At 57.5% G+C, this 26,995-nt stretch carries 18 protein-coding genes; 10 read left to right on the plus strand and 8 right to left on the minus strand.

The genetic code is table 11. The annotated features are described in order from the left end of the window. Nucleotides 1-127: 127 nt before the first annotated feature. Both HWX74_RS08405 and HWX74_RS08410 read left to right on the plus strand, forming a co-directional pair. On the plus strand, nt 128-2,440 hold the full coding sequence (locus tag HWX74_RS08405; protein WP_176013115.1) for a hypothetical protein: 2,313 nt from the start codon (nt 128-130) through the stop codon (nt 2,438-2,440). A 578-nt stretch (nt 2,441-3,018) separates the two neighbouring features. Beyond that, complete coding sequence (locus HWX74_RS08410) at nt 3,019-4,329, plus strand: MFS transporter (protein WP_176013116.1); 1,311 nt, start codon at nt 3,019-3,021, stop codon at nt 4,327-4,329. Between the two features lie 13 nt (nt 4,330-4,342). Here HWX74_RS08410 and HWX74_RS08415 read toward each other — a convergent pair whose 3' ends face one another. From HWX74_RS08415 to HWX74_RS08445, 7 genes are all read right to left on the minus strand, one after another. Beyond that, a complete protein-coding gene (locus HWX74_RS08415; RefSeq protein WP_176013117.1) occupies nt 4,343-4,876 on the minus strand; it encodes a ParB/RepB/Spo0J family partition protein in 534 nt (177 codons plus the stop codon). Further along, the gene (locus HWX74_RS08420; protein ID WP_217704895.1) at nt 4,861-6,042 is read right to left on the minus strand and encodes a phosphoadenosine phosphosulfate reductase; all 1,182 of its coding nucleotides are present in this window, start codon (nt 6,040-6,042) and stop codon (nt 4,861-4,863) included. Before HWX74_RS08420 ends, HWX74_RS08415 begins: the two co-directional genes overlap by 16 nt. A gap of 412 nt (nt 6,043-6,454) precedes the next feature. Next, entirely contained in the window at nt 6,455-7,279 is an 825-nt protein-coding gene (locus HWX74_RS08425) for a DNA-formamidopyrimidine glycosylase family protein (RefSeq protein WP_176013119.1), read from the minus strand. A gap of 182 nt (nt 7,280-7,461) precedes the next feature. After that, the gene (locus tag HWX74_RS08430; RefSeq protein ID WP_176013120.1) at nt 7,462-10,038 is read right to left on the minus strand and encodes a DUF4091 domain-containing protein; all 2,577 of its coding nucleotides are present in this window, start codon (nt 10,036-10,038) and stop codon (nt 7,462-7,464) included. Continuing rightward, nucleotides 10,035-12,470, minus strand: coding sequence for a DUF4091 domain-containing protein (locus tag HWX74_RS08435; protein ID WP_176013121.1), 2,436 nt, complete (start codon nt 12,468-12,470; stop codon nt 10,035-10,037). Before HWX74_RS08435 ends, HWX74_RS08430 begins: the two co-directional genes overlap by 4 nt. Nucleotides 12,471-12,568: 98 nt before the next feature. Continuing rightward, nucleotides 12,569-13,348: a type II secretion system protein gene (locus HWX74_RS08440; RefSeq protein ID WP_176013122.1), complete on the minus strand. Its 780-nt coding sequence runs from the start codon at nt 13,346-13,348 to the stop codon at nt 12,569-12,571. Between the two features lie 93 nt (nt 13,349-13,441). Next, nucleotides 13,442-14,509 (minus strand): LacI family DNA-binding transcriptional regulator, encoded by a 1,068-nt coding sequence (locus HWX74_RS08445; protein ID WP_176013123.1) that lies wholly within the window; start codon nt 14,507-14,509, stop codon nt 13,442-13,444. A 393-nt stretch (nt 14,510-14,902) separates the two neighbouring features. On the opposite strand from HWX74_RS08445, the gene HWX74_RS08450 reads away from it, so the two are divergent. From HWX74_RS08450 to HWX74_RS08475, 6 genes are all read left to right on the plus strand, one after another. Next, a complete protein-coding gene (locus HWX74_RS08450) occupies nt 14,903-16,129 on the plus strand; it encodes an exo-beta-N-acetylmuramidase NamZ domain-containing protein (RefSeq protein ID WP_176013124.1) in 1,227 nt (408 codons plus the stop codon). A gap of 300 nt (nt 16,130-16,429) precedes the next feature. Further along, complete coding sequence (locus HWX74_RS08455; RefSeq protein ID WP_176013125.1) at nt 16,430-17,521, plus strand: substrate-binding domain-containing protein; 1,092 nt, start codon at nt 16,430-16,432, stop codon at nt 17,519-17,521. Between the two features lie 207 nt (nt 17,522-17,728). Then, the gene (locus HWX74_RS08460) at nt 17,729-18,478 is read left to right on the plus strand and encodes a type II secretion system protein (RefSeq protein ID WP_176013126.1); all 750 of its coding nucleotides are present in this window, start codon (nt 17,729-17,731) and stop codon (nt 18,476-18,478) included. A 293-nt stretch (nt 18,479-18,771) separates the two neighbouring features. After that, on the plus strand, nt 18,772-19,815 hold the full coding sequence (locus tag HWX74_RS08465; RefSeq protein ID WP_176013127.1) for a LacI family DNA-binding transcriptional regulator: 1,044 nt from the start codon (nt 18,772-18,774) through the stop codon (nt 19,813-19,815). Between the two features lie 36 nt (nt 19,816-19,851). Beyond that, nucleotides 19,852-20,538, plus strand: coding sequence for a type II secretion system protein (locus HWX74_RS08470; RefSeq protein WP_176013128.1), 687 nt, complete (start codon nt 19,852-19,854; stop codon nt 20,536-20,538). Nucleotides 20,539-20,543: 5 nt separating this feature from the next. Beyond that, nucleotides 20,544-22,991 (plus strand): DUF4838 domain-containing protein, encoded by a 2,448-nt coding sequence (locus tag HWX74_RS08475; protein ID WP_176013129.1) that lies wholly within the window; start codon nt 20,544-20,546, stop codon nt 22,989-22,991. An 11-nt stretch (nt 22,992-23,002) separates the two neighbouring features. Here HWX74_RS08475 and HWX74_RS08480 read toward each other — a convergent pair whose 3' ends face one another. Beyond that, nucleotides 23,003-23,866 carry an AraC family transcriptional regulator gene (locus HWX74_RS08480; protein WP_176013130.1) on the minus strand — a complete coding sequence of 288 codons (864 nt, stop codon included), beginning with the start codon at nt 23,864-23,866 and terminating at the stop codon, nt 23,003-23,005. Nucleotides 23,867-24,130: 264 nt separating this feature from the next. Here HWX74_RS08480 and HWX74_RS08485 point away from each other — a divergent pair, with 264 nt between their 5' ends. Together HWX74_RS08485 and HWX74_RS08490 are read left to right on the plus strand one after the other, a co-directional pair. Continuing rightward, the gene (locus tag HWX74_RS08485; RefSeq protein WP_176013131.1) at nt 24,131-24,790 is read left to right on the plus strand and encodes a type II secretion system protein; all 660 of its coding nucleotides are present in this window, start codon (nt 24,131-24,133) and stop codon (nt 24,788-24,790) included. Between the two features lie 51 nt (nt 24,791-24,841). Continuing rightward, a complete protein-coding gene (locus tag HWX74_RS08490) occupies nt 24,842-26,971 on the plus strand; it encodes a DUF6259 domain-containing protein (protein ID WP_176013132.1) in 2,130 nt (709 codons plus the stop codon). Nucleotides 26,972-26,995 lie beyond the last annotated feature (24 nt).

A 26,995-nucleotide genomic window follows, 5' to 3' on the forward strand; every position in this document is an offset into this window, starting at 1 on the left:
ATTGCCTCCCCGGTTGAATTTCATGCCGATCAGTGGAAAAACGGTTTGCAAATCGTTTCGGTGCGGCTATTATTGTTCCAGAGCTTCCTGAGTTTGAAACCGAACAATAAGATAAAGGGTTGTATCAATGGCCAGAGCATGCATCCAGAAGCACAACGGGGAACCCAGCATCATCGTCGACGGCAAACCGTATCCGCCGATGGCGATGACCGTCAGCATGAAAAAGCCGGACTATCTGCGGCACCTGGGGGAATCCGGCATTAAAATTTATTTCCTGATGTGCAACACCGATTGGCTGGAGCCCGGCGGAGAATTTACCGACGAAAGCGGCAACCGCAGCAGTGCTCCCAGCGGTACGGAACGATTCTGCCGTCAGGCCGAAACGCTGTTGGCGGCGGTTCCGGACGCTTATATCATCGTCCGCATCGGCCTGCATCCGCCGCTGGACTGGATCGAACGCCACCGGGACGACCTCATGCAATACAACGACGGTTCCTTGAAACCCACCATCGTCGCCAGCGAAGTGCACAAACAGCACTTGCCGGGCATGTACAGCCTGTGTTCCGATGCCTGGCGGCAGGACGGCGCTGAGGCGCTGCAGGAATTTTTCGATACCATCGACCGGACGCCGTATGCCGGGCGGGTCATCGGCTATTTTCTGGCGGCCGGCGGCACTTCCGAGTGGTATCCGTGCAATCCGCTGACCGATTATGCCAATCATTTGTACGGCGATTTCAGTCCGGCGTTCCGCCGGGAATACGAGCGGATCTTGCGGGAAAAATACGGCACCGAAGAAGCTTTGCGCCGCGCCTGGCGAAAACCGGACGCCACCTTTGCCGCGCCGATCATTCCGCCGCTGGAAGAGCGGGTCCACACCCGGATCGACGACAAAATCCTGGACGCCATGCTGAACTTCGAGAGCGCCGAACGGACGATCGGTAAAAAAATTGAACTGAATCCGGCCGACCAGACCAATATCGGCGTATTTCTCAATGCCGACCGTTTTCAGCATGTCGCCGATTTCTACCACGCCTGGCATCGGGGCGTCGCCAACACCATCATTCACTTTGCCCGGGTCGTCCGCCGTCGTTATGCCGATACCAAACTGGTCGGCGCCTTTTACGGTTCCTACGGCTGTACCGATTATTATGATTTGGCCACGGCGGAAGCCACGCTGCCGATTCTGGACAGCGGACTGCTGGATTTCCTGGCGGCGCCGGGCGTTTACAACAACCGCGAACCCGGCGGCTACGTCGCCCAGCGGGAAATGCAGGATTCCTTCCGGCTGCGCAATCAGATTTACGTCGTCGAAGAGGACAGCCGGACCCACTTGGAAAATGACTTCTACCGCGACTCGATGGGCCTGTACGATATCGCCGACACCATCCATACGCTGAAACGGGATTTCGCCCGCAACCTTTGCGAGGACATCTACGCCTGGTGGTTCGACCAGCACCCGGACGGCGGCCGTTACGAGCATCCGGATATCTACGCACTGTTCAAACGCCAGCAGGAAATCGCCGCTTACGCCTACAGCATTCCGCGCGAGAAACACAATGAAATCGCCTTGATTTTCGATCAGGAAAGTTTGCATTACGTCTCGCAGAACACCAGTTCGCTGATGCTGGATCTTTACCGGACTTCCGACCTGGCCCGCATCGGCGCTCCGGTGGATTACTATTTTCATGACGACCTGGCCCGGCCGGACATGCCGGATTACAAGCTGTACGTTATGATCAACACCTTCGTGCTCACCGATGCCGAGCGGCAGGCAATCACCGCCAAACTGACCAGAAACAACGCGGTGGCGGTCTGGCTGTATGCGCCCGGATTCATCAATCCGGATGCTGAGCAGCGCATCGGCAACGCCAATATCGAAGAACTCATCGGCATGAAAATCAAGCGGATCGACCGGACCTGCTCACCGCGATTCAAAATCACCGATCCGGCTCATCCGGCCTTGTCGCTGGCCGATCCGGATCGCCGGTACGGTTACATCGACCGCGATGTGCACAGCAACGTCTGGCTGGGCAATGTGCTGCCGCCGCCCTACATGTATCCGGGTTTTCTGATCGATGATCCGGAAGTGGAAGCGCTCGGACGCTATCTTAATTTCGACGGTGTCGCATTGGGTCTGAAGGTCCAGCCGGCCGGTTGGACCAGCATCTATTGCGCGCCGCAAATTCTGCGCAGCGAATTGCTGGCCGGTTTCGCCCGCTACGCCGGTTGTCACCTGTACACTCATACGGACGATTGTTTATACGCCAACGATAACTTTGTCACTATCCACGCGAAAACCACCGGGAAGCGCACGTTGTATTTCCCTTGGCCGTGCAATCCCTATGAAGTGTATGAAAAACGGTTTTACGGGCACAACATTACCGAACTCGAGGTGGATATGCGACTTGGCGAAACGCTGATGTTTCTCCTGAAAAAATAAGAAAGCAACCGCTCCGGCTCCATCAGAGCGGAGCGCCCCTTTCGTTTAAGCCTATGGCGATACATCATCAAAAAAGAGGGATTCCGTCCGGAAACCGGAATCCCTTCCCTTTTTTTGACGACGAACCGGCATCAGGACCGTTTTCAATTACTCCTTCGACACCCACTAGTTTTTGAACCAGATCACATAGAGTTCCATCTTTCAGGGCCTGAAAACGACTGACCTGAATATTGCATGAAATCGGAAAAAAAGACGGGCAATCTATCGATTAACACGTTATATTGTAATCGCTTACAAAACAGTATAACGTGGAAGGTTGCCCTTGACAAAATGTAGTATTTCCAATTCGGTCTTTCAAGGGTCGAACCGCAAAAAATCGAAGTTGAATTCTTTTGACAACCGGCAATCAAGAAAAGTCAAACACTCTACGCTTGATATGCTTCGGCAAAGAGTGTTTGCACCGGAATTTTTACTTTATTGTAACCGCAAATGATGTGGTTCCGGCTGGCAATAAAGGGGCCCGGCGGTTATAGTATAAGGTCGGTGGAACAACCAGAACAGGCCGGAAGGGGATTGGCATGATTTTCGATGAACCGTTGTCGCCGGAACGACAGGCTTCGTCGCGTCGCAATTTCAACATTTTCAATCTGATCAACGGCCTCTCCTATATGTGCCTGGGCGAGACGGTCATCATCCTGCTGGCGGTCCGGCTGCACTGTCCGGATTCTTTCATCGCCGCGCTGGGCGCCATGCTCTATTTCGGCTACCTGCTGCTGCCGCTCGGCAAAATCACCACCGCCCGCGTCGGCGCGGCGTCGAGCCAGGCTTTGTTCTGGGTGTTGCGCAACGTCGCCGCGCTGCTGGTGGCGGCCTCCGCGGTCATCTCGCTGTATTGGAGCCAGCCGTTCGGCATGGCGGTGCTGTTGACCGGCGCTTTCCTGTTTTACGGCTTCCGGGCCGCCGGCGTCGTCATGTCGCAGCCGTTGTACGGCGACATTACCACCAATGAAAATCGTGCCGCCTTCCTGGCGGCGACCGGCGGCTTGTTCTATTGCTCCTGCCTGATCGCTTTGACGATCATCAGCTTGCTGTTGCACGTCAGCCAGAGTCTCTGGACCTTGACCGGCATCATCGTCGTCGGCGCGACGCTGGGGTTCTCCTCGTCGCGCTTCATCCGCAAAGTCGACGAGACCAGCCATATCCGCCGGTCGGCCGCCAAACCGATTCGCGGCGAATTGCTGATGGCCTTCCGCAATCCGGTGCTGCGGCGACAGATCATGGCCGGATTCGCCATCAATCTCGGCGTCATCATGCTGGTGCCGGTTTCGATGCTGACGCTGAAACGCGGCTACGGCGTCAGCGACACCGAGGCGCTGCTCTACGCGCTGGTTCAATTCGCCGCTTCGGCGCTGATGTCCTTTCTGGCCGGCCGGGTCGCCGAAAGGATCGGGCCGCGCCATACGATTCTGGCGGCTTACGCTCTGCTGCTGGGAGTTGCCGTGCTGTGGCTGTGCGCGCCGGCGTCGTTTCATTGGTATTATATGATTCTGCCGTTTCTGCTGGCCGGCGGTGCCACCGTCAGCATGAGCAATTCGATGATTCACTATTTCCTGCAGACCGTGCCGGTGGAGAACCGGGTCGGCTCGTCGATGTTCATCGCCGTCATCAACGGCTCCGGCGCCGGATTGGCCGGCATGCTGTTGGCCGGATCCCTGTTGAGAAATACCGTCGAAAGCGGTATTTCGTTCGGCGGCTTGGCCGGCTACCGGCTCTATTTCCTGGGAGCCGTCCTGGTGTTGTCGCCCGGTTTGTGGATCATCCGCCGCCTGAAACCGTTGCCGCTGGAGAAACGCCGTATCCTCAAAAGCTGGAGTTCAACCGCCGATTGACCGGTCGCGCCCGCTAGCGCCAGGCGGTGGAAAATTCCCGGTCCTTGTAGGCTTCGGCCAGGCCGCCGATCTGGGAGAGCCGCAGCACTTCGTCGGCGTCCATGCCGAGGTTTTTGCTGATTTTCGCGTCACTCCAATTGCGCCGCTTCAATTCCAGGACGATCTGGCTCATCTCCAGGACCTGATGTTTTCCGCGGGCCCGGTTGTGACGGATCGTCGAGGCGATCCGGTTGCTGCGTTCGTTCTCGTGGCGGTTGATCACCACGGCCGGCAAATGCGGCAGACCTTTCTGACGGCCGATCAGATAGCGGTGGAAACCGTCGACCACTTCGAAAATGCCGTCTTTGCGCAGCCAGACGACGATCGGTTGCGTGTAACCGTCCTCTTCGATCGACAGCCGCAGCAGTTTCATTTCCGGCGGCGCCACCGTGTTGGGATTGTAATCGTTGGCTTCAATGAGTCCGATCGGAATCCAATAGACTTTGGCAATCGGCTGCTTGGCGGCCCAATCCGGGACGGCTTCAAATTCCTTCAGATCAATTTCCATTGTTCGCGCCTTCGTTTCATAAGGTTACAGTAATTCTGGTAACTGGCCGTTTTGGTCGGGGCAAAGCAGAGCATTTTACACCAGTAGTCGTTTTTCAACAGACATTTGCAGAGACGCCGCCAACTGGGGACGTCGGCGGCACCGGAATCGCCTTCCTGTTCATCCGGAATGCCGTTCGGATAATCTCCCTTGGTTTGCCACCAGTGCAAATAGACGGCGAATTTGTTTTTATAATGCTCGGCGGTGGCCGGCGGCATCGAACTGAGCAGTTGCAGCGCGAACTCCTTCCAGGTGCGCGAATCCGGCTTGGTGATATGATGGTTGCCGAGGATCAGGCCACGCTCCTTGGCATACTGGGAACCGAAATTGGCGCCGTTGACCCGGGCGACCATCCGTCCCCAGGTATCCGGTTCGATCACCTGAAAGAGATTCAGCGCCTGGCGCTGTTCGTTGCCGAACGGTTCGCAGATCCGCATCCGGTGCAGCGGCACGCCGGCCTGGTAAAAGCGGTCGTACAATTCATTGTAACATTTGCCGAATTTGCCGCAGTAGGTCCAGATATCCTCGGTCCGCCAGTCGTAAAGCGGGTAAATGTTGTAAACGTACCGGCTGCAGCGGGTGGTCCAGCGGCGGCGGCGGAACATCTGCTTGCAGGAGTTGTTCAGCGTCATCCAGCGGTTCAGCGATTCGCTGGTCCGGATGCCGACCATGCAGGCGGTCATCATCTTGCGGGCGTACCATTCGCCGAATTCCGGCACGAACTCCTCGAACGTCATGTTCTTCTGGTAGAACGGAAAGTAATGTCCGTCCCGGATGGCGAACTCCGGCTTGGAGCGAATCCACTGTTTGCCCTCTTCCCAGGCGACCCATTCCGGTTCAAAGACGCTGACCGCATTGACGGTCCGCAATGGAACGCAGCACCAGTACAGATCAATGACGTCCCGGTACAGGTCGATCATTTGTTCGACGTGGCGGATGGTCAGCGCATACTGGCATTCCCAGTCGATGAACAGCAGCCCGAACTTCTTCCGGTAACGGCGCGCCGCTTCGGCGCAGAGATGGAGCATTACCGAACTGTCTTTGCCGCCGGAAAAGGAGACGTAGACCCGGGGAAAGGTCTCGAAGATCAGGGCGATGCGCATTCTGGCGGCATCATAGACGTTCATTCCGAGAAATCTCTTGCGTCCCCTCATGTGAAAACCGGCCTCGCATTCATACAGTAGTTCGATGTTTTGACGATCATGATTTTTGAGAAAACCATTAATGGAAAGTTCTCTGAAATATGAATAAGTATAATACCGAATTGAATTATTGTCAACTCGATGGTAAAAAACATTGGCCGAATAAGCTGGTTTCCTTTATTAAAAAGTAAAATATTATGGATAAAAAATAAAAATTTCTTTAATGTATGGAAAGAGCGTCAATTTTTTGCCGATTTTGTTATCACTGAAATAATTTGATTATTGCAGCGATCGCCGGCAGTTAAATTTGTGATAAATTCTGAATGCCGGACCAGAATAATGAAATGGTATAAACCAGGCTTGCTCCGGCATTCGGGTCAAACGGCCGGAAGTGGAGTTACAGCGGCTGGCAGGCGGCACAGAAATAGACATTGCCGCCGAGCAAGGCCTGGCGGGTAATCGGACCGCCGCAGATTGGACAGGGACGGTTCCGTGTGTTGGCCGAGAGCAGCGTCCGATAGCCTCCCGGTCGGCCGAAGAGATCCTTTTCGGTGTCGCGGCCGCCGGCGGCCGCCATTGCGGTCAGCGTCCGTTTGACGCTGTGGAAGAGCGCCCGGCGCCGCGGCTGCGACAGTGCCGCCAGTTCGCTTTTCGGGTGGATGCGGGCATTGAACAGAATATCCTGCAACACACCGTTGCCGAGTCCGGGAATGCGTTGTTCGGTGGCCAGCACGGCTTTGATCTTGAGCTTCGGCCGGCATTGGTCCAGCAGGCCCATGAAATAGGATTCGCTGAACCGGTCGGTGAGCGGCGAGGGTTTTTCCAGGGCGACCCGGTAATAATCGTTGGGAATCCCGCCTTTCGGAAAGAGCGTCAGAAAGCCGTACATCTGAATGGTGCCGGCCAGGGCGCTGCCATCCTCGAAATGAATCAGCAACTGGTGTGTGGCCGGCGGACGTTCTCCGGCCGGAAGCCAGCGCAAATTCACGCCGTCGGAGAAGGCCAGCGCGTAATCTCCGGCGGTGAACTCCAGTTGCCCGCCGAGGCCGCGGGCGCCGGAAAAATGCCTGCCGACCAGGTGCCGGCGGTACTCTTCCGGTTCGGCCGAGTAAAACGCGAAGCGGTGCGGCGAAGCGCCGATTTCCACCGTCGCAATCTTTCGGTTGCCAAGCGTTTCATTCAATTGCCGGGCCCGCGCTTCCGCTTCCGGTAATTCCAGCATTTTCCCCTCCTTCCGATCATTTTTCCGGTTCTCTTAATTATAGCGATGCAGCGGTTTCCTGTCAAGTGCCGGGAAAATAAAACCGCCGGCGCCGGGACAATCCGGCGCCGGCATAGCAGAAAAGAAGATTTTACGCCATGGGCAAATTGTTTTATTATATCATTTGCCCTCGGCGTGTTTTTTTATTGCTGCGCGGCCTTCCACTCATTGAGCAGTTCGGCGATCTGGCGGCGGTAAGCCAGCAGCCGGTCGCCGGAATTGTCGAATTCCCGCAGATTTTTGACCACTGCGGCCGGCACGGTCAACGCCTGTTCGGCCCGTTCCAGCCAGCCGGCCGGCACATTTTGCGCGCCATTGCGCGCCTGGCCGGCGGCTTCCCGCAGCAGCCAGAGGTATTCATAATCCTCCAGGCCGTCGCGGATCGCCTTCAGGCGCAGCGTCGGCACCGGTCCGTCGGCACCGGGATAAACCAGTTCGCCGTCGCCGCTGTAGACGTTCAGCGAAGCGCCGTTGAAGTCGGTCAGCGGGCCGGTGGTCATATAGCGGGCCATCGTCGTGCCGCAGCGTTTCGGGGTGCCGTCCGGGGCGGTGGCGTCCCAGTGGTCGCGCCACAGCATCATCGCGTAATAAAGAAAGCCCTCGACATCATATTTCCACGGCATGGCTCCCATCACCAGCCGGGCCTGGGCGGTCGGGTATTCGACGAACCAGTTGGGATACGGCGCCTTCGGGTTGCAGCAGATGTACCACCAGATTTTCTTGCCGCGCTGCCGGGCCGCCTGAATGTTCGCCTGATTGGTTTCGAAGTGCGGCAGCAGCGGGCACCAGATATCGATCGAGGTCAATTCGTTGCCGTCACCGCCGTAAGTCGGGTCATAAGCGGTCGTCGAGATGGGCAAATCGGGATATTTCGCCTTGATTTCATCGGTGATTTCCTTCAATGCCGGGAAATAACGCGGCTGAGATTCGTCGAAACCGTAAACTTCGGCCATGTCGCGCAGTCCGGCCGCTTCCAGCTTTTTCAAAATGGCGTCGAGATCGTCGAAAAATTTCTGTTTGGATTCCGGCGTCAGGCGGCCGGTTTCCGGATCGAACTGGCCGCTGTAGTTGAGAACCGAAAAACGGTCGATGCCGTTGGCCTTCAGCTTTTTCAGCCATTCGAGCCGCGGCGGGAACGGCGAATAAATGTTGTCCAGCGCCATACGGTGTTCGAGCATCAGGTCGATGGTCTTTTCGTAGGCGACGGCGGCCCGGTAAGCCGGGGTGCCTTCCTGCAAATCTTCCAGCGAACATTGATCGGCACAGTACTGCAGGAACCGCTCCCGCTCCTCCGGCGTTTGAAAATAAGGACCGAAAAACTCGAAACCGGCCGAAAAGGCGGTCGGCAGATGATGTTTGACCGGAATGGCAAAGTCGTACACCGTCACCTCGAACGGAATTTCGATCGGTTTCATGCCGTCGGCAGTCAAGGTCAGATTGCCGCGGTAGAGGCCGGCCGGCTGGTCGGCCGCGGTCCGGACGTCAACCAGAATTGGCTGCCAGGTCTCTTCCGGCAGCTCGAAGCCGTCGAGAAAGGTGCAGATCGGGTCGGGATACCAGCCGGTGAACGGCACGTCGTAATAGGGCCGGATGGTGTTGACGTAACCGACCGGGGCGATATTCAACTGTTCCGGCGCGATGACGGCGCCATCGGCGCTGCGCAGCGGGGCGGCGTTCAGCTTGACGTTGCGGAGCGGCCGGCGGCTGCGAACCACCACCTGGACGCCTTCTCCTTCGTTGGCGGCGAGTTCCAGCTTGACCGTGCCGCCGATTTCACCGGCGAACGGCTGCTCGTCATGGCGAAACACCTTGACGCTGCCGTGGGTCCAGCCGTAATGCCAGGCGCCCCAGATTTCCTGGCCGACCGCTGCGTTGAACAGTACCACCGGGAAGCGTTTTTCCATATCTTCCAACCGTTCCCGGGCCAGGCCGGCGGCGCGCCGCCAGTTGCGGGATTCCGCCTCATCGGCCCAGCCGCCGCGCGCTTTCGCCTGTTCCAGTTGTTCCCGCAGCCGGGCGACATCGCCCAGCAATCGGGTGACGCCGGGCTGCAGGGCTTCGGCGGCCGGACCGGCGGCGGTCATTCTGGCCTGGAATGCTTCGAGGTCGGCCAGCAGCTCCGTCAGCAGCACCTGGGGATCGGCGGTTTCCAGCCGGACATCGGCCAACTGGAAGCGGGTCGGCTTCTGGGTTTCATTGGCGATCCGGAAAATCTGCACGTCGCGGAGATTCCGGGTGGCGTCCCTGACCGGAATCCGCAGGGTGGAGCGTCCCGGCTCCATGAACAATTGCCACGACCAGTCCCAGCCGGGCGCGTCGGTTTCCTGCGACCAGGCGATGGCGCCGCCGGCCGCCCACGGCGTCGTCGCCAGCATGTAAAACGGCTGGACCGCGTCGTCGGGGTTGTAGACTTCCATGCACAAATAATCGTAATCGCTCCAATCCTTCAACGGCAGCGTGTCGCCGGTGAGCATGATGAACGGCTGGGTGGCGCCGCCCGGCCAGAGCACTTCGGCGCACCCCGGCTGGCCGAGCCTGCCGTCGGGAACGAAACTGATTTCGGCCGGCGCCGCTTCGGTATTCACCGCCCAGCGGGCGATCGCCTCCGGGGATCTCAGGTCATTGAGGACGAATTGCTTCACCAGCGGTTCCGCGCCGGCGGCGGTCATCGTGGTGACGGCAGCGGCGACAGCGGCCGCACATTTGCAGGAAATGCTCATTCTCGGGTTCCCTCCTTCATCAGGGTTTCCACCAATTTACGCCGTACAGCGTAAATTTGCCAGGGGTTTTTGGTATATTCTTCGATACCGGTGACCACTTCCCGGCAAAGCTCCCCGGCGGCCGCTTGCCCGAACGCTTTTTCATAAAGTTTCAGGTACTCGTAATCCTCCAGACCGTCACGGAAGTTGTAGAAGCGCAGCGAGTCGATCGGTCCGTCCGGGCCCGGATAGCTCAGGCGGCCGTCACCGTGAATCCACGGCGAATAGTTGTTATACATGCTCCAGTTGACGAACTGGCCGGCGGCCGGATCGACGAACGGTTCGCCCTTGTGCGGCCACCAGAGGTTGACGCCCCAGTAGAGCAAGCCGTCCAGCCGCTGCTGGTAGGCCATCCACGGCAGGATGCGTGAATCGATCAACGGATTGTGGGTGTTGAACTGGGGGTACTGGTCGGCCATCGATGCCATGACGTAAGCCCACACCTGGTGGCCCTGCGACCGCAGCGCCTCGGCTTCCGCCAGGTCGTAACGCGGCAGAAAGACCACCAGGTCGTCGAGAAAGATATCCTTCATCGCCTCGTCGGTCCGCGGGATGCGCAGCGTCGAAATGATCGGAATTTCCGGGAACAATTCTTTGGCAATTTGAAAATAGGCGCGCACCATCGGCAGTTTGCTCAGCGCCACTTCGTCGAAGCCGATGAAATAGCAGTATTCGAGCAAGCCGTCCTGCTTCATCCGCTCAACCAGCGGCCCGACGTCGGCCTGCAGTTTCCGGCGGTATTCGGCCAGCTCCGCTTCGGTCGGCATCTTCATTTTTTCCGGCTGCCAGACATAACCGATGTAGGGAGCATTCAGGTCGCGCAGGCAGATCGCTTCCAGCCGGTCTTGATAGGGAGCGACATCGAAATCGTAGTCGATCAGATGTTCATCCCAGAAACTGACCGGACTGACCCGGTGGGCCATCGTGAACTGGTCGCTGTGGCGGTAGATGGTCGGAAAATCTTTCTCATCATACAATTGACGCAGGTGATCGCTGTCCCAGTAGCGGGTATGGTTGGTGAAGCTGGTCGGCAGAGAGCCGCGCTTCGGCAGCGCGAAAGGCAGGGCTTCCACCGCGACATCGATGTTCTGCGGCGCCATGCCGTCGGCAGCCAGCGTTACCGTGCCGCGATAAACGCCGGGTTGGACGCCTTCAGGCAGATGGCAGCTGATCCAGAGACTCTGAGCGAAATCGGCCGGAATATTGCTCGCTTCAACCGGCAGCAGCGCGTCCGGCGTCCAGTCCGGAATTGATTCCGGCAACCCCGGATAGCGCAGTTGATCGGTGGCGAAAAAGTAGCCGACTTCAAACCATTCCCAAGCCCCGGCTGGCAGAACGGCGCCGTCGGCCGCGGTGAATTCGCCGAAGGAGAGGGTAGCGTTCGACACCGGCCGGTCGGCGAGAGCCAGAAGCTGAAAGGCTTCGTATTCATCCTGCGCCAGCATCAACTCGGCGTGACGCAACCGGTCGGACCGGCGCGGCAGGGCGCTCGGATAGAGGCGTTCCATGCTGTTTTCGGTCCACAACAGCAATTCCGCCGCCGGTTTGTCCGGCTGCAGCGTCACTTCCCGGCTCTCCTCCCAGCTTTTCCGGTTGGAAAGGTTGGACGCCCGGAGGGTGACGGTCAGTTGCCGGCCGGTCGGCAGGCCGGTGAAGGAACTGCGCAGCGGCATCTGTTCGCCGGAACGTTCCTCCAGCACTTTGCCGTCGGCGTCGCGAACGCTCAATTGCCAGCGATCAGCCTGCTGGGCATAGGCACGCACCGCCAGCGTACCGCTGCCGAGGTAATCGCCGGCGACGTTGAAATATTCGAATTCCGGCTCCAGCAGTTCGAATTTGACGTCGTCGAAAGCGACTTCGCCGGTTTCATTCTGCAGCAGGATATAGAGTTTGAACGATTTGACCTCGCGCGGGATATGGACTGTCTTGGTAAAGGTCGTCCATTCGGCGATGGCTTCCCGGCGCGGCAACTGCATCTCCATCTCATGGAAGCTGGTCCCGTCGGCCAGAACGGCGTCAACCCGCAGCGCATAGTAATAAGGAAAACTGGTGCCGATTTTGACGCCGTTGTTTTTGGTCCGGCAGGAGAAGCGCCAGACGCCTTTTTCCGGTTCGGTCAGCACCACTTCCTGCATGGCGCCGAACGTGCCGTCGGCGGCCGGATTGGCGAGGAACAGATATTCGTTGCCGTCGGCTTCCCGGCGGACTTCGAAACCGTCACCCCACGGCGTCCAGCCTTCCGCCCGGTGGTCCATCGCCGAATTGACGATGAAGTTCCGGCCCGGCCGGGGATCCGGCTGCCAGAAGCCGACGGCCTCCTGATGAAAAGCATTTTCCGCTGCGGTCCGGACCGCCAGCAGCGCCAGCGCCGCAATCAACCAGTGTCTGAGCATTGATTTTTTTTCCGTAAAATTAAGAATTGTCACGACAAAATAGTTCCCGGCGAACCAATCTGCCCGTCGGGAACGGTGAAAGACGGATGGCCCCGCGATTACCTGAACGAGCCGTCGGTATTGCGGTCTCTCCAGCAGTTGTCGGCGCCGCCGTCCGGATTCCAGGTGTTGATCAGCATCTGGGTCCCGGAGACGTCGTGGACGCTGCCGTCGACCCGGCAGCCGTTGAACTTGATCGCGCCGACGCTGCTGCCGCGGCTGTGCCGCATCGGCACCCGGCCGGCATCGACGGTGCTGTACCAGTTGTTATAGTTGTTGAACAGGCTGTACAGGTCCTGTTCATAGGCGACATCGGCGTGGTTCGGCGAATCGGCGATGATCGTCGCGCCCGACGGATTGGAAACGCTGGTTACCTTGGTGCCGTATCCATAGGGCTTTTCGGCCATCCAGCCGTTGCCGCCGAAGTCGAGCGATACCCAGCCGTAGCAGACGACGTTTTCGACGCCCTGGGCGACCAGGCTGCCTTCAGCTGGACAGACCAATACCGGCGGCGCTTCATTGGCGTCCCAGATGTTGATCCAGCCTTCCTGGGCGGCGGTGTCATTGTAGAATTTGCCGCCCATATAGCGGCAGAGATCGGAAAACCAGAACTTCATGTCGCCGCTCGGCAAATTCCACAAACATCCCGGCGGCAGGCTTTCATCGTTGTCGCCGGTATACATCGCCAGCCCGAGGCCGAGCTGTTTCAAATTGCCCTTGCATTTGACGTTCATCGCCGCCGCTTTGGCCTTGCCGAGCGCCGGCAGCAGCATGCTGGCGAGAATGGCGATGATCGCAATCACGACCAGCAGTTCGATCAATGTGAAACTTCTTTTCATGTTACACTTCCTTTCTTCGATGTTTTTGGGTTTTTATGCTATCTTGTATGAAAACTTTTACCCGCCAATGTTCCTGGTTTTTCCGAAAAATAATCAAGCCGGTTCCTGAAATTCTGCCCGTTTCCGGCCGAAACAACCGGCCGGGCGGCTTGCGTTCAACCGGGTCGACAACCCCGGTTCGAAAGCGATCGGCAATTTGGTGACCTCCTCCGTTTCTTTGCCGTTCAATAAGTTGAGTACCTTCTGAACGGCCAGCAGCCCGAGCCTGGCCTTCGGCAGATGGGCGCGGGACAGGGTGGGGTAGACAAACAATTGCTCTCCTCCGATGCCGGCGATGGCGATATCATCCGGCACCCGCAGGCCGGCCAACTGAAATTCCATCATGGCATGAATGGCGAAATAGTCGTTGATGGCCATGACTGCCTCCGGCCGCTTCGGCAAGGCGACGATCTGCCGGGCGGCGGCGGCTCCGGCTTTGTTGCTCCAGGCATAATCCTGGAAAATCGGAATGTCCAACTTCTGTTGCCACAAATCCCGGAAGCGGTCGCAGAAGCCGGCCACCCGCAAGCGGTGGCGCTCCACGTCGTCAGAGGTGTCGATGATGGCGACCTGCCGGTAGCCGCAGGTGAAAAAATGCTCGGCCGCCACGACGCCAGCCTGGTATTCGTCGAAAATGACGCAATAACCGCCGGCCGGACACCGGTCTTCCAGCGTTACCAGCAGCGGCGCCGCCTCCTTCAGCAGCTCCAGATAATCCGGCTCCGTGATAAAGCCGTAAGTCAGAACGCCCTCCGCCAGGCCGCTGGTGATCATCGCCGGCAGTTCCCGGCGATCGATTTCCCGCTGGGTCACCCCGGCTATCAGCACCTGATAACCGGCACCGAGGAAAGTGGTATTGATGCCGGCCACCAGACCGGGTGGAAAATCCGCCTCGTCGCCGTGGCGGCGCATCAGGATGCCGACCACCCCGGTTTTGCCGGTCCGCACCGCCTGCGCGAGCAGATTGGGCCGGTATTTCATCCGGCGGGCGGTGTCCCGGACCATTTGCCGGGTCGCTTCGTTGTAGCGTTTGTCGTCGTATTGCAGAATTCTGGAAACCGCCGACGGCGAGACGCCGCAGGCATCCGCTATGTTTTTCAGGGTAATGCCTTTTGTTCCCATTTCATCCTCCGGAATGCAAGTTGGCGACAAATTAATAAAAACGATTTTATTCTTTTTTGAATTATAGCAAATTTTTGAACATTTGTCAACCTCCCCCGGAGGTTGATGGAATAATTTTTCAGATTTTTTTACAATCGATTTTATAAATGTTTCAGACGGCGCAATGCCGTGCTTGCAAAGTGTATTACGGTAAATTATAGTTACAGGCATAAGTCCGGAATATCCGCTGAATGTCATTGGAGGGGAAAGATACGGTGATGGATCGGCGATGGTTTGCCGCCGGTTTATGCGGGGATCGAACCCTTCGAGACGGCTGAGGCGGGAAATCGTCGGTTTTGCCTTGATATCGTCATGGCGGCTGATTATATTTGGAACGGAAAGAAAACAAACAATATGAAAAAAATTGTTACGGTAGTGATTCTTATGACTGCATTGATCTCTGGACTGGCGGCGGCGGATGCCGGGTTCAAACCGTCGGTGGAAATTTTTCTGGAAAAACATCTGGATGCAATCCGGGGCAAGCGGGTTGGTTTGATCACCAATCCGACCGGCGTCGATTCGAGGCTGCGCTCCACCGCCGATCTGCTCCATGCCGCCGAAGGCGTCGAACTGGCGGCGCTGTTCGGCCCGGAACACGGCATTCGCGGCAATACCGAGGGCGGCCGGGCCATTGACAACCAAATTGACGAGCGCACCGGCATTCCGGTCTATTCGCTCTATTCCGGCGACGGCAAAGGGCCTGCCGAGGAAGTGCTCAAGGATCTCGACGTTTTGATCTATCACATTCAGGACGTCGGCAGCCGCTGCTACACCTATGTCTGGAGCATGGCGATCTGCATGCGGGCGGCGGCGCGGCAGGATAAGGAGTTCATCGTCCTCGATGTCCCCAATCCGCTGCTGCCGCTCGGCCTCGACGGTCCGGGCGTCGACGCCGGCTGTACCTCGTTCGTCGGCCTCTATGATGTGCCGTTCGTCTACGGCCTGACGACCGGCGAACTGGCGCGTTATCTGAATGAGGAGGAAAATATCCACTGCCGCTTGACGGTCATCCCGATGGAAGGGTACACCCGGCAGATGACCTTCGAAGAGACCGGCTTGATCTGGGTGCCGACTTCGCCGAACATCCCGTCGGTCGAAGCGGCGGTCTGTTACCCGATCACCTGCCCGTTCGGCGAATTCGGCGCGGTCAACACCGGCATCGGCTGGACGCTGCCGTTCCAGGTGGTCGGCACACCCTATTTGCCGGCCGACGACATGGCGGATTACCTGAATGCCCGGAATTTCGCCGGGATCGTCTTCCGGCCGATTCATTACCGGCCGACCAACGGTTTTTTCGCCCAGCAGGACCTGCATGGCGTTCAATTGCACGTCACCGACATGCGCCGGCTGCGGCCGCAGGAAATTTCCTATGCGATCATGTCTTATATTTTCAGCCGGCCGGAATTTGCCTGGCCGGCAGCGGAGCGGATGCGTTTCTTCGCCAACATCACCGGCTCTCCCAAATTCCAGCAGCAGTTTTCCGACCGGGTTCCCTACCGGACGATGGTCGAAGCCTGGCAGCAGCCGCTGCGGGATTTTCAGGAAAAAGCCCGGGCTTACTATTTATATCCGGAGCGCTGACCGGAACGGAAGCCGACCATTGGTTCGGGACGCTGCACCGGCGTTGCGGTTCGCTGGTCCGGCTGGAATGCGGCGGCGGAGCGCTGCCGGATTGGAGATACGGCATACTTCTGCCGGCTGTTCCGGGAACAGTTCCGGATGACATCGACCGACTTCCGGCGCCGGCCGGTCGATGATTGAGTTGCCTTGCCGCGGATTTTTGAAAAATTGAGCTGTTTTTTTGAGTTGATTCGCTTTCTTTCGACTGGAAATGTTCTATAATATAAAGGAAAATCAATCGTTTCATCCAGAGGAATGCCCATGACAACCGAAGGCCGCCGGGCGGAAAAACATCGTAAGGCGACGGAATATGTTTCCCGGCAACTGAAACAACTCAATCCCGGTGAGGCGCTGCCGCCGATGCGGACGATGATGCGGGAAAGCGGCGTCGGCCGCAATGTGCTCGAACGCGCGATTCGCGAGCTGGCCGCCGAACAGCAGTTGACGGTCAAGGCCCGTTCCGGGGTTTACCGCTCTTCGGCGGCGCCGGCGGCCAACGATATGGTGGTGGACCTGGTCGCCTGCTCCGAGCTGGGGTATCTGGACGATCCGACCCTGTTCGTCGGCGACCTGGTCAATTGTCTGCTGGCGGAGGGAACCGTGCGCAATTTCAGCATCCGCATTCAGCGGGTCAACTATCACGCGCCGGTCAGCGCTTACCAGCAGTTGATCGAACGGCAGAATATCCGCAACGCCATCCTGCTGCTGCCGCATCACAATGACATTCCGAAAGTGTTTGAGCTGGCGCAGGTCAATCATATCGTGCTGCTGCCGCGTTACTATCCGACCGCGGGCGCGGCGGTCGTCGATCCGCTCGGCGCCGTGACGCTTCAAATGGAGTATCTGATCCGGCACGGCCACACCCGAATCGGTCTGATTCATACCGTCGACGCCGGATTCACCTCCTATGTCGACAGTTGCCGGCGCGAGGAATATTACCGCGCCATGGCGGAACACGGTTTCCGGGTCCGGCCGGAGTGGGTGCAGCATTATTCCTATGACGAGGAGGTGATTTTCGAGCGCCTGAATGTGATGTTCCGCTCGGCGGAACAACCGACGGCGCTGGTGATTTCCGATCATTTCGCCGTGCCGGTCTATCATTTTTTTGCGCTGCAGGGCCTTGGGATCGGCAGGGATGTTTCATTGATTTCGCTCGGCGGCTTCAACCGCAGCCGACTTCACCCGAAATTGACCACGCTGGTCTATTCCCGGCGGGACATCGCCCGGCTGGCCTGGGATTTCTTTGCCCGGGTGCGCGACGACCGGCATTTCCAGGCGATCGATTCGGTCGGATTTTATCTGGAGGAAGGGGATTCCGTAGTCGACGTTTTTGGCAAAACAACTCAAAATTGACAAAACAACTCAATTGTATGTTTTTTGCGCCTGCCATAGCATTTTTTATGGAAAATTTTTGATTGAAGGGTTGATTTTTCCAATTTTTTTTCCTATACTATAAGAAAGAACAAAATGGGTTATGTGAAAAACAGCATAGTTTTATTTTGAGTTGTTTTTTGAATGGTCAATGTCATGCCCGAATCAGGAAAGCCGAAAGGAGAACAAATGAAAAGAAAGATTTTTACATTGATTGAACTGCTGGTCGTTATTGCGATCATCGCTATTTTAGCCAGCATGCTGCTGCCGGCGTTGGCCAAGGCCAAAGGAGCGGCCAATACGGTCAAATGCAAAAGCAATCTCAAACAGGCCGGTTTGATTTTTGTCTTTTATGCCAATGATTTCGACGATTATGAAATGCCGGCGGCCGTTTCCGAGCCGGGCAAAGCGCTGAATGTCTGGAGCGATGGTTTCGTCTGGCCGGCTTTCATGATCAAGTTTTACGGCGCGGACGAGAGTTTGATGGAATGTCCGTCAGCGGCGGTCACGGCGGGCAGGTGGGCGGGGATCGACAACCATATCGACGCGGCGCCGATGTGGGGCGCCGCGCCGGAGCTGGGGAACTGGAGTTTTGTCGGGATCGACGAAAACGGCGGAACCCAGGCGCCGAAACGGTGCGGTTACATCGTTTCCGGGCAGGTCCATATCGATCCGGGTTATACGGACGTTTATGGAACGAAAGCGGTAAAGAACACCCATGACAGCACTTACGGTCCGTCCGATACGGTTGCCGCCGGCGACGGTTCGGTCGCCTGGATGACGCCGTACTGGGGCAACGCCCATATGGACCGGCTGCTGAAAGCCGCCGTCCGGCATGGCAAGCCCAATACCCTCTATGTCGACGGCCATGTGGCCGATACCAAAGACCGCCAGAAATTCTACGACGATTTCCGTTACATGGCTTTGATTTTCCCGTAAGTTGCCGGCGGGAGCCGGAGCTGAACGCCGGATGGAGCGGCGACGGTTCCGGAGTTTTCCGGCGCGTCCTTCAGGGAGCCGCCTTGCGTTTACGGACAAGGCGGCTCCGCTGTTTTTGGGATGCTTCGTCAAAAAATTATTAAAACAGAGGTAATTTTCAGGATGGGCTTTGAAAAAATGGAACGACCCTTCCTGAAAAAAATTTTCATTTTTTTCGGCAGACCTATTGACAAATGTTGCGGCTTTTGCTATAATAGTTAGTGGAACGATTCACCAAACGGAGTCAACAAGATATGGCAGTCACCTTGAAAGATGTCGCGCGGCATGCGAATGTCGGAGTGAGCGCAGCTTCGTATGTTCTCAGCGGCAGCGGATTGAACAAGGTGAGCGAGGCGACGCGGGCGCGGATTTTTGCCGCGGCGACCAAGTTGGGGTATCGGGTCAATCACGCCGGCCGCATGCTGCACGGCGGCCGGTCGCGGACCATCGGCGTAGTGGAATGCGTGCGTTCGGTGCCGCTTTTTGCCGAATTGATGCAGTTGGTCTGCAACGAACTGGCGATGCTGGGGTACCGCACCTTTTACCAGGTGACCGATGCCTGGAAGGAGGAATTGTTGGGAGAATTTGTCTCCCGCGGCGTCGATGGAATCATCATCGCCGATTACGGCTTTGACTTGAAATTGCCGATGGCGGACGCTGGAACTCCGATGGTGGTTTTCAGCGGCGGTGCGGCGGATATCCGGATCGATCTGGAATATGGCGCCTGGCTGGCGGTGCGTCATCTGATCGAGCATGGCCATACCCGGATCGGTTATCTTTATCCCGACACCGGCAGGAGCGACGCCAAACTGGCCGGCTGGCGGCGCGCTCTGGCCGAAGCCGGCATTGACGCGCGTGACGAGTGGTTGATCAAGGTCTTTCCGACGCCGCGATGGCGTGAGGCGATCGACCGGGCGGTGGACCGGGAAAAGGTCACGGCGATTGGCGCCAGTTGTGACGATTATGCGGTCAAGCTGATGAAGTATCTGACATCGCGCGGCTTGCGGGTGCCCGAGGATATCGCGGTCTTCGGCTACGACGGCATGCGTTATGTCGAGGATCTGGCCGTGCCGCTCTCCACGGTGGTGCAGCCGGTGGAGCGTGTGGCCTTCTCCATGTGCCACATGATGATGAAGAAACTGGACCGGGAAACTCCGGTCGTTCCCGAAGTGCTGCTGCCGGCGCTCCACTTGGGACGCAGTTGCGGCTGCCGGCCGCAAAGTACGCTCTCGATCGACTGGTCGAGCACTTCGATCAATCTTCTGGAGCCTGCGGCGGCCGAAGGAGAAAAGTCATAAACAAAATCATCCCATAATTTACAGGAAAGGATAAGAATGATGAAAAAATTTACACTTATAGAATTGTTGGTAGTAATAGCTATCATAGCAATTCTCGCCAGCATGTTGCTGCCGGCACTGGCCAAAGCGCGCGCTGCCGCGCAGGGTGTCAAGTGCAAGAACAATTTGAAGCAGATCGGGTTGATGTGGTTTTTCTATGCCGATGACAACGCCGACTGCCTGCTGCCGCCTTATGTGGCCAATTCCCGGATTCCCTGGGCGCCGTGGCACGAAGAGCTGATCGACCAGTACAGCGGCACTCAGTATGCGACGACAGTGCATTCGCCGACCGTCTTTGCCTGCGGTTCGGATGGAGGGCACGAGGCGTGGTATTACACCCGGCTGCCGATGAGCTACGGTTATAACCCTTACCTGGGGTACAGCGGCAATATCGGTGACTCCTACCTGCCTGCCGGCCGGGACCGGTCGCTGGTGACGCAGGCGGCATTGGCAAATCATTCGCCTGCCGAGATCATGGTCGCGGGTGATACCTGGCAGTACTGGTGGCGGCATAATGCCACGGAGAGCTTCTTCTTTGGCGTTTTGATGATTCAGGATGAAATTTCGGCGGGCAAAATCGGCAGCAACGATTACGCCGCTCACGCCGGCGGCATGAACGTAACCTGGGGCGACGGCCACGTCGCGGACCAGAAAGATCAGAACTACCAACTGGACAACTGGTGAGCCGGATGAGACTGATCAGTTTATGGTTGGTATGGATTGTCGGAATGGCGGCGTCGGCGGCGGAATTGTCTTTGGAGTGGCATCCGTCCGTGCCGGAAGTCCGGATGGAGAAGGCCGGCGAGGCGGTGGCGGTTGAGCTGCCCGGCAGCGGCGCCGCCGGCAGTCTGGCCGGAACCCCGCAAAAAGGCGTCCGATTGGATGACTTCCGCTATTTGACATTGCAGATGCGCAGCACCGACGGCGGCAGTCACCGGATTGTCCTGTGGCTGAAGCGGCGGTTGAACGGCGAAGAGAATGCTTTCGCGACCCATCTGGCGGTGGGGCCGGAGTGGCGGGAGTACCGGCTGGCGCTGAACCGGGGCAATGAATTGCCGCAGGACGGCTGTTTCGGCTACTGGCGCGACCGGCCGGGCCGGGAACCCGACCTGGCCAAGGGGGGAGAGCTCGCGGCTGTAAAGCTCTTTTCCGATGTTCCGGCCGGAATCGAATTCCAGCCTCCGGTGTTGACCGCGGCGGAAGCGCCGCTTTCGGAAGAACTGCGGCGTTTGAAGGGCCGAGTGGAAAACCATCCGCTGGAAGCCCCGTTTCGCTTCCGGGAGACGCAGCCGGAGGTGTCGATCGTTCTGGCGCGCGGAGGACAAAGCGAGTGGTCGATCGCGATTGGAGAAGGGGCGGACGAGACGGTGTGTTTTGCCGCCGCCGAACTGGCGAAGTACCTGCAGCAGGTCACCGGTGCGACGTTTCCGGTGGTCGAGCGGACGGCGGGGAAGGCGATCGTGCTTTCAGCCGATCTGCAGGGCCGGAAGGATGGGTTCCGCAGCCGGGGCGCGAGGGAGGAGATTGAAATTGTCGGAGATTCGCCCCGGGGCTTGCTCTACGGAGTTTACGACTTTCTGGAAAAGGCGGCGGGGGTACGCTGGTTCGCCCCCTTTGACTACGGCGAAGTAGTACCGTCGCGGTCTGAACTGACGCTGCCGGGTTTCCTGGATGAATCGGCGCCGGCCATGGAAATGCGGCGCAGTCACTATTGCAGTTGGTGGGGACGGGAGGACTTCCGGACCCATGGAATGGCGATGGCCGATTGGGCGGTGAAAAATCGCTTCAATATCGCTTTGGAACGTTTTGAAACCGATCAGCCGGATGGTGTGGAGAAGTTCTACCGGCAGCGCGGCGGCTATCTCAGGATGCAGTGGGTTCCGGGCCACAACTTCCATCTGCTGATACCGCCGGCGGTCTACGGTGACAGCCATCCGGAATATTTCGCTTTCAACCGCGCTACGGGCCAATGGCAGGTGGAGGAGTCGCAGTTGTGCGTCAGCAACCCGGAAGTGCAGCGGTTGTTGGCGGAGAAGGCCGGGGAGTATTTTTCAGCCAATCCGCAGGAAAAGTTCTTTCCGCTTTTTCAGGAGGATGGCTATGCGCTGTGGTGCCAGTGCCCGGCATGTGAGGCGATCGCGCCGACCCCCGCCGGAAAGTTTTCGGAGAGTTCCGACCGCAACATCTATCTGGCCAACCGGGTCTGTCGTTTGATCCAGGAAAAATGGCCTGACAAAGGGGTGATTACTTTTGCCTACAGTTTTTCGGCCCGGCCGCCGCGCCGGGAGGTCCCGGCTCCTGGCGTACGGGTGCTCTACTGTTATTATACCGACGGTTTTCCCGAAAAAGAGCCGTGGAGTACGAAGTGCGCTCCCGAACTGCTGGAATGGAGCCGCCTGACCCGGGGCAATCTGGCGATCTACACCTATCATTATCTGCATACCGGGCTGCAGATGGCCGAACCCGAAGCATTGGCTGCCGCTTTTCGTTTCTTCTCACAATTGGAGGTGAAGGGATCGGTTCAGGAGTCGGCGGAATGTTGGGGGGCGCCGGATGCCTATCTCATTTATTTGGGAGGACGCCTGGCCTGGAATCCCTGGATCGACGAAGCGGCGTTGCGGAAAGATTATTTCGCCGGCCTTTACGGCCCGGCGGGAGCGAGCATGCAGCGTTATTTTGAAACCCTGGTGCCGGCCATGCGTTTTGTCCCCGGTGAACAGACCTACATCGGGTGGAGCTTTTTTCCGGCCATCCCGGATGAGGCGCTGGCCGTCATGGATGCCGCCTTGAGCCGGGCGGAGCAAGAGGCGGGCGGCGATGCGCGGGCGGCGCGGGCGGTAGCGGTGCAGCGGGAATATTTCGTTTTGCTACAGCGGGTGACAGCGGCGGCCAGGTTGCTGGAGGAGTATTACCGCGAACCGGATGAGTCCGGGCTTTCCGCGATCGATGCCGCGTTGGCGGCGATGACCGGGGCGGCGCGGCCGCTCTGGGACAAACACGCCTTGAGTCACTACGGCGAAGAACAATTGCTGGGACATTGGGGGGATTATCTGCACCGGATTTATCCCGAACTGTCCGCCCGGCCCGGGAATGCCGGGGCGGAAAAGGAAATGACCGGGATTCCGGCGCCGGAATGACTCCGGAACTCTCATTCCCGCTTTCGTTGTTGCCGGTAGAATTCCGGTGCAATTCCGCTGAGCTGTTTGAAACGGCGGCTGAAATGGCAGGTGTCCTGATAGCCTAACTGTCTGGCGATTTGTTCCAGTTTCAGATCCGACGCCTGGAGCATTTGCTGCGCCAGGCGGATTTTACGGTGGTCGATATATTGTTTCGGCAGCAGACCGGTGGTTTCCCGGAACAACGCACGCAGGCGGGTTATCGGAATGTGAACGAAGGTCGCCATCTCCTGCAGACTCCACCATTGCTGCGGCGTGGAGTCGATTTCCCGCAGCAGCTCCTGCAGCCGCTCCGTTTCCGGCCGGTCATTCGAAGGGTTCTCGCTGTTCCGGCGGTGGAACTGCAGCAGCAGTTCCTGCAGCCGGACGCAGGCGGACAAATAATCGTCCACGGAGGCGCTTTGCGCCAGTTTGATGATCGGCTGCAGATGACGGGTTTCTCCGAGCGGCAGGATGCCGCTGCGCAGCAGCCCCTGTTCGAACAGATAATCGGCGGAAGAGCCGAAAAAGCAGATCGTGTCTTCGTAATACGGTTCGGAATTACTGCCGCCGTAATAATGCACGAAACCGGGCGCAATCAAAATGCCTTCCCCGGGACGGAGTTCCCGCTTCGGAGCGTTCGGCGTTTGATAATAGCCCCGGCCGTGATACATATGCGACAGCGCGTAAAATTCAAAATAACGGTAATTGCAATTCGGATTTTTCGTGCCGTTGCCGAAACTGGTCATCGCGATGTTCAAGCCGAAAGAATAGCGTCGCGAGCGATACATGGCCGGCAGCGTATGGATGTCACAGACAAAAGCCTGTGTCGCCGTCGGTGCGGCTGTTTTAATCATGATAATCTCTCCGGAATTCCCTGCTGAATTGAAAACAAACCGTTTCTACCATACTGGCAACGATATGAAATAGCAATATGGTATTGGTAAATAAAAAAATTATCCATGAAAAAATTGCTTTTCTGGCAATTTAACGTTCTTTTATCCATAGCATTTTACTTTTTATCCATTTACTTCTCATCATAAATTTACTATACTATTGATAGTGGAAATTTCGCTGATATCGAATGGAAACCAAAAACCTTTCAAGAACTGGAGGAAAAAATGGAAAAGAAATTTACATTGATTGAATTGCTTGTTGTGATTGCTATCATTGCGATTCTTGCCAGCATGTTGCTGCCGGCTTTGAGCCAGGCCAAAAGCAGGGCCCAGCGCACGGTTTGCATCAATAATTTAAAGCAACTCGGCCTGGGATTGACATTATACGCCGACGACAACGATGATTATCTGCCCTACAGTTACAGCTACGGGACAATTCAGTATAATTTCAGAAATAAGGTCAACGAATATATCAACAGTTATCGTTCTTTTTTCTGTCCGATGTCATTTTCTTATGAACCGAATCTGGTTTGGATCGGTGCGGATTATGACCGTTTGTGGAACGAAACCGCCCTGATCGGCTATTTCTATTTCGGTTTTCAAGTTACCCCGGACGGCAACTATGCCGATTTGGTAAACCAGCAACGTCAGATCAAATTGACGGAGAATAAAACCTTCTGGGGGCAGAGCGGATGGTTCGGACGTTCCCGCGACAACGTGATCGTCAGCGACTATCATATTTCCTATCCGGAAGGGAAGTATCGCCAGATGCATGACCGGCAGTATCCGAGCCGGCTGGCATCGTCCAGTGGCAGCAACGTGCTTTGTCTGGACAACTCCGTTCACATGGAACCGATATTGAAAGATAATCCCAATTACTTTTGAGAAGAGATTGGCACGAATGTTTCAGTTGAACTTCAAACGAAGGAACCGTAGATGAGAAAAATAGTGTCAATTGCGGGATTGATTGGTATCGCGATTGCGGCGGCGCCGCCGGTTGCCCTGGCGGAAATCATTTTCAGCAACGATAAATTGACTCTGGCTTTCGCCGACCCGGAGCAGGGCATGGGGTTGTTGCGGGTGGAGAACAAACCGGCCGGAACCGTCTTCCTGAATACCGCCGAAACCGGGCCGCTGTTATGGCAATATTGTTTCAGCCGTCCCGGCCGCAACGATGAACCGCTCGCCTGGGTTTCCAACCGGGAGGCCGGAAGCTGCCGGTTCCGGCAGGAGGGAGAACGTTTGATTCTGAACTGGGACGATGTTCCGGTTCTGGACGTGCCGGCGGTTTTTTCGGTTGAACTGACATTGGAATGGCAACCCGACGGCAGCGTGGAACTGCGGATTCGTCCAACGCTGCATACCGAAGAGTTCACTTTCAAGGAACAGCTTTTCCCCAGCCGCGGCAGCGCTTTGGATGCGGCGGAGGAAAGAATGCTGTTTCCGCGTGGAAATCTCGGCAGCCGTTATACCGACGAACCGATCGTCGGCCTCTATCCGGGCTGCGAGTCGCAACTGCAATTCGCCGGATTTTTCAAGAAAAATCAGCCCGGCGGCCTTTATTTCGGTTTCCATGACCCGACTGCTTCGCGGAAGTTTTTCAGTCTGAATCCGCAATATGGCTTCGATGTCGTCACTTATGCCGAGGATGCCACTGTGCCGGGACAGTCGCGCTTTCCGGAATTTCCGGTTGCCGTGGCGGCGACGGACACTCCCTGGACGGCGACTGCGCGGTATCGCGACTGGGCTTTGCGGCAGAGATGGACGGCCAAGGGAAAATTGGCCGGGCGGACCGACATTCCTGCTGCTGCCCGCCAAATCGATCTCTGGTTCAATATGTTCGGGGAACCTGCGGCGGTTCGGATGAATTTCCTGGCAGAACCGGCGGTTGGCCGGGACAACGTGGCGATCCATTGGTACAACTGGAATGTTCATCCTTTCGATACCCATTACCCGGACTTTTTCCCGGCCCGGCAAGAGTTCTCCGAAACAGTCGCCGAGATCCAGCGGAATGGCCATTGGGTGGTGCCGTACATCAACGGGCGGCTGTGGGATACTGCACTGCCGGATTTCGAGGACAACGGCCGGGCCGGCGTGGCCATGCGGCCGGACGGATCGTTGACGATCGAAGATTACGGCAGCGGCGCCACGCTGGCGGCGATGTGTCCGACTTCGCCGGCTTATCGCCGCAAACTCATGGCTGCCTTCGAAACTTTGGTGGAACAATATGGGGTTCACGGCGTGTATATCGACCAGATCGGCGCGGCGGCACCGGTGCTTTGTTACAATCCGGCCCACGGCCATCCGCTCGGCGGCGGCGGCTGGTGGCAGGAGGCCTACCGGCAGATGTTGCAGCCGATTGCCGAACGGTATGGCGACCGGGTGTTGATTGCGACGGAAAATGGAGCGGAGCCGTATATCGATACGATCAGCAGCTTTCTGTTGTGGATGGCGGTTTATCCGGATGATTTTCCGTCGCTGCCGGCCGTTTATGGGCAATACGCCTGGTATTTTTGTTCTCCGGCGACCGAACTGGATTCCGATGAATCGTTCGCCGCTTTGATGAGCCGTTCACTGCTGTGGGGAATTCAACCCGGCTGGCTGCCATGGCTGCACGGTTCCGGCAAACGGGACGGGTTCCATGAGAAACGCCGGGCCTATATCGATCAAATCGTCGCCTTGCGGAAACATGGACGCGCTTACCTGCAGGATGGCGAACTGGTGGATGAAATTGTATTTGCCGAACCAATCGGCAAAGTACCGGTGGAATTCAAGCGCAATGCTCAATACGGCGGCACCAGCTTTCCCGGCGAATATCCGGCCTGTTACGGCGCATTGTGGCGGCGGGCGGACGGTGCCGGTTTGGCGGCGGCGGTGGCCAATGTTTCCGGGCAGACAATCGGCAATCGTTTCGTACTGCCGGTTGCGGAATACGCTCTGGAGGCCGGTAAACTGAAACTCAGCCGGTTGAATGCCGACGGCAGCCGCAGCGACTGGCCGATGACCGATGGAACGGTGGAATTTCAGTTGGCGCCGTTTGAGCTGGCTGTTTTCGTGCTGGAGTGAACCGGAGGACGAAAGCTCTCGCCC

It is taken from the genome of Victivallis sp. Marseille-Q1083 (assembly GCF_903645315.1).
In the GTDB taxonomy this organism is placed as follows: Bacteria; Verrucomicrobiota; Lentisphaeria; order Victivallales; family Victivallaceae; genus UMGS1518.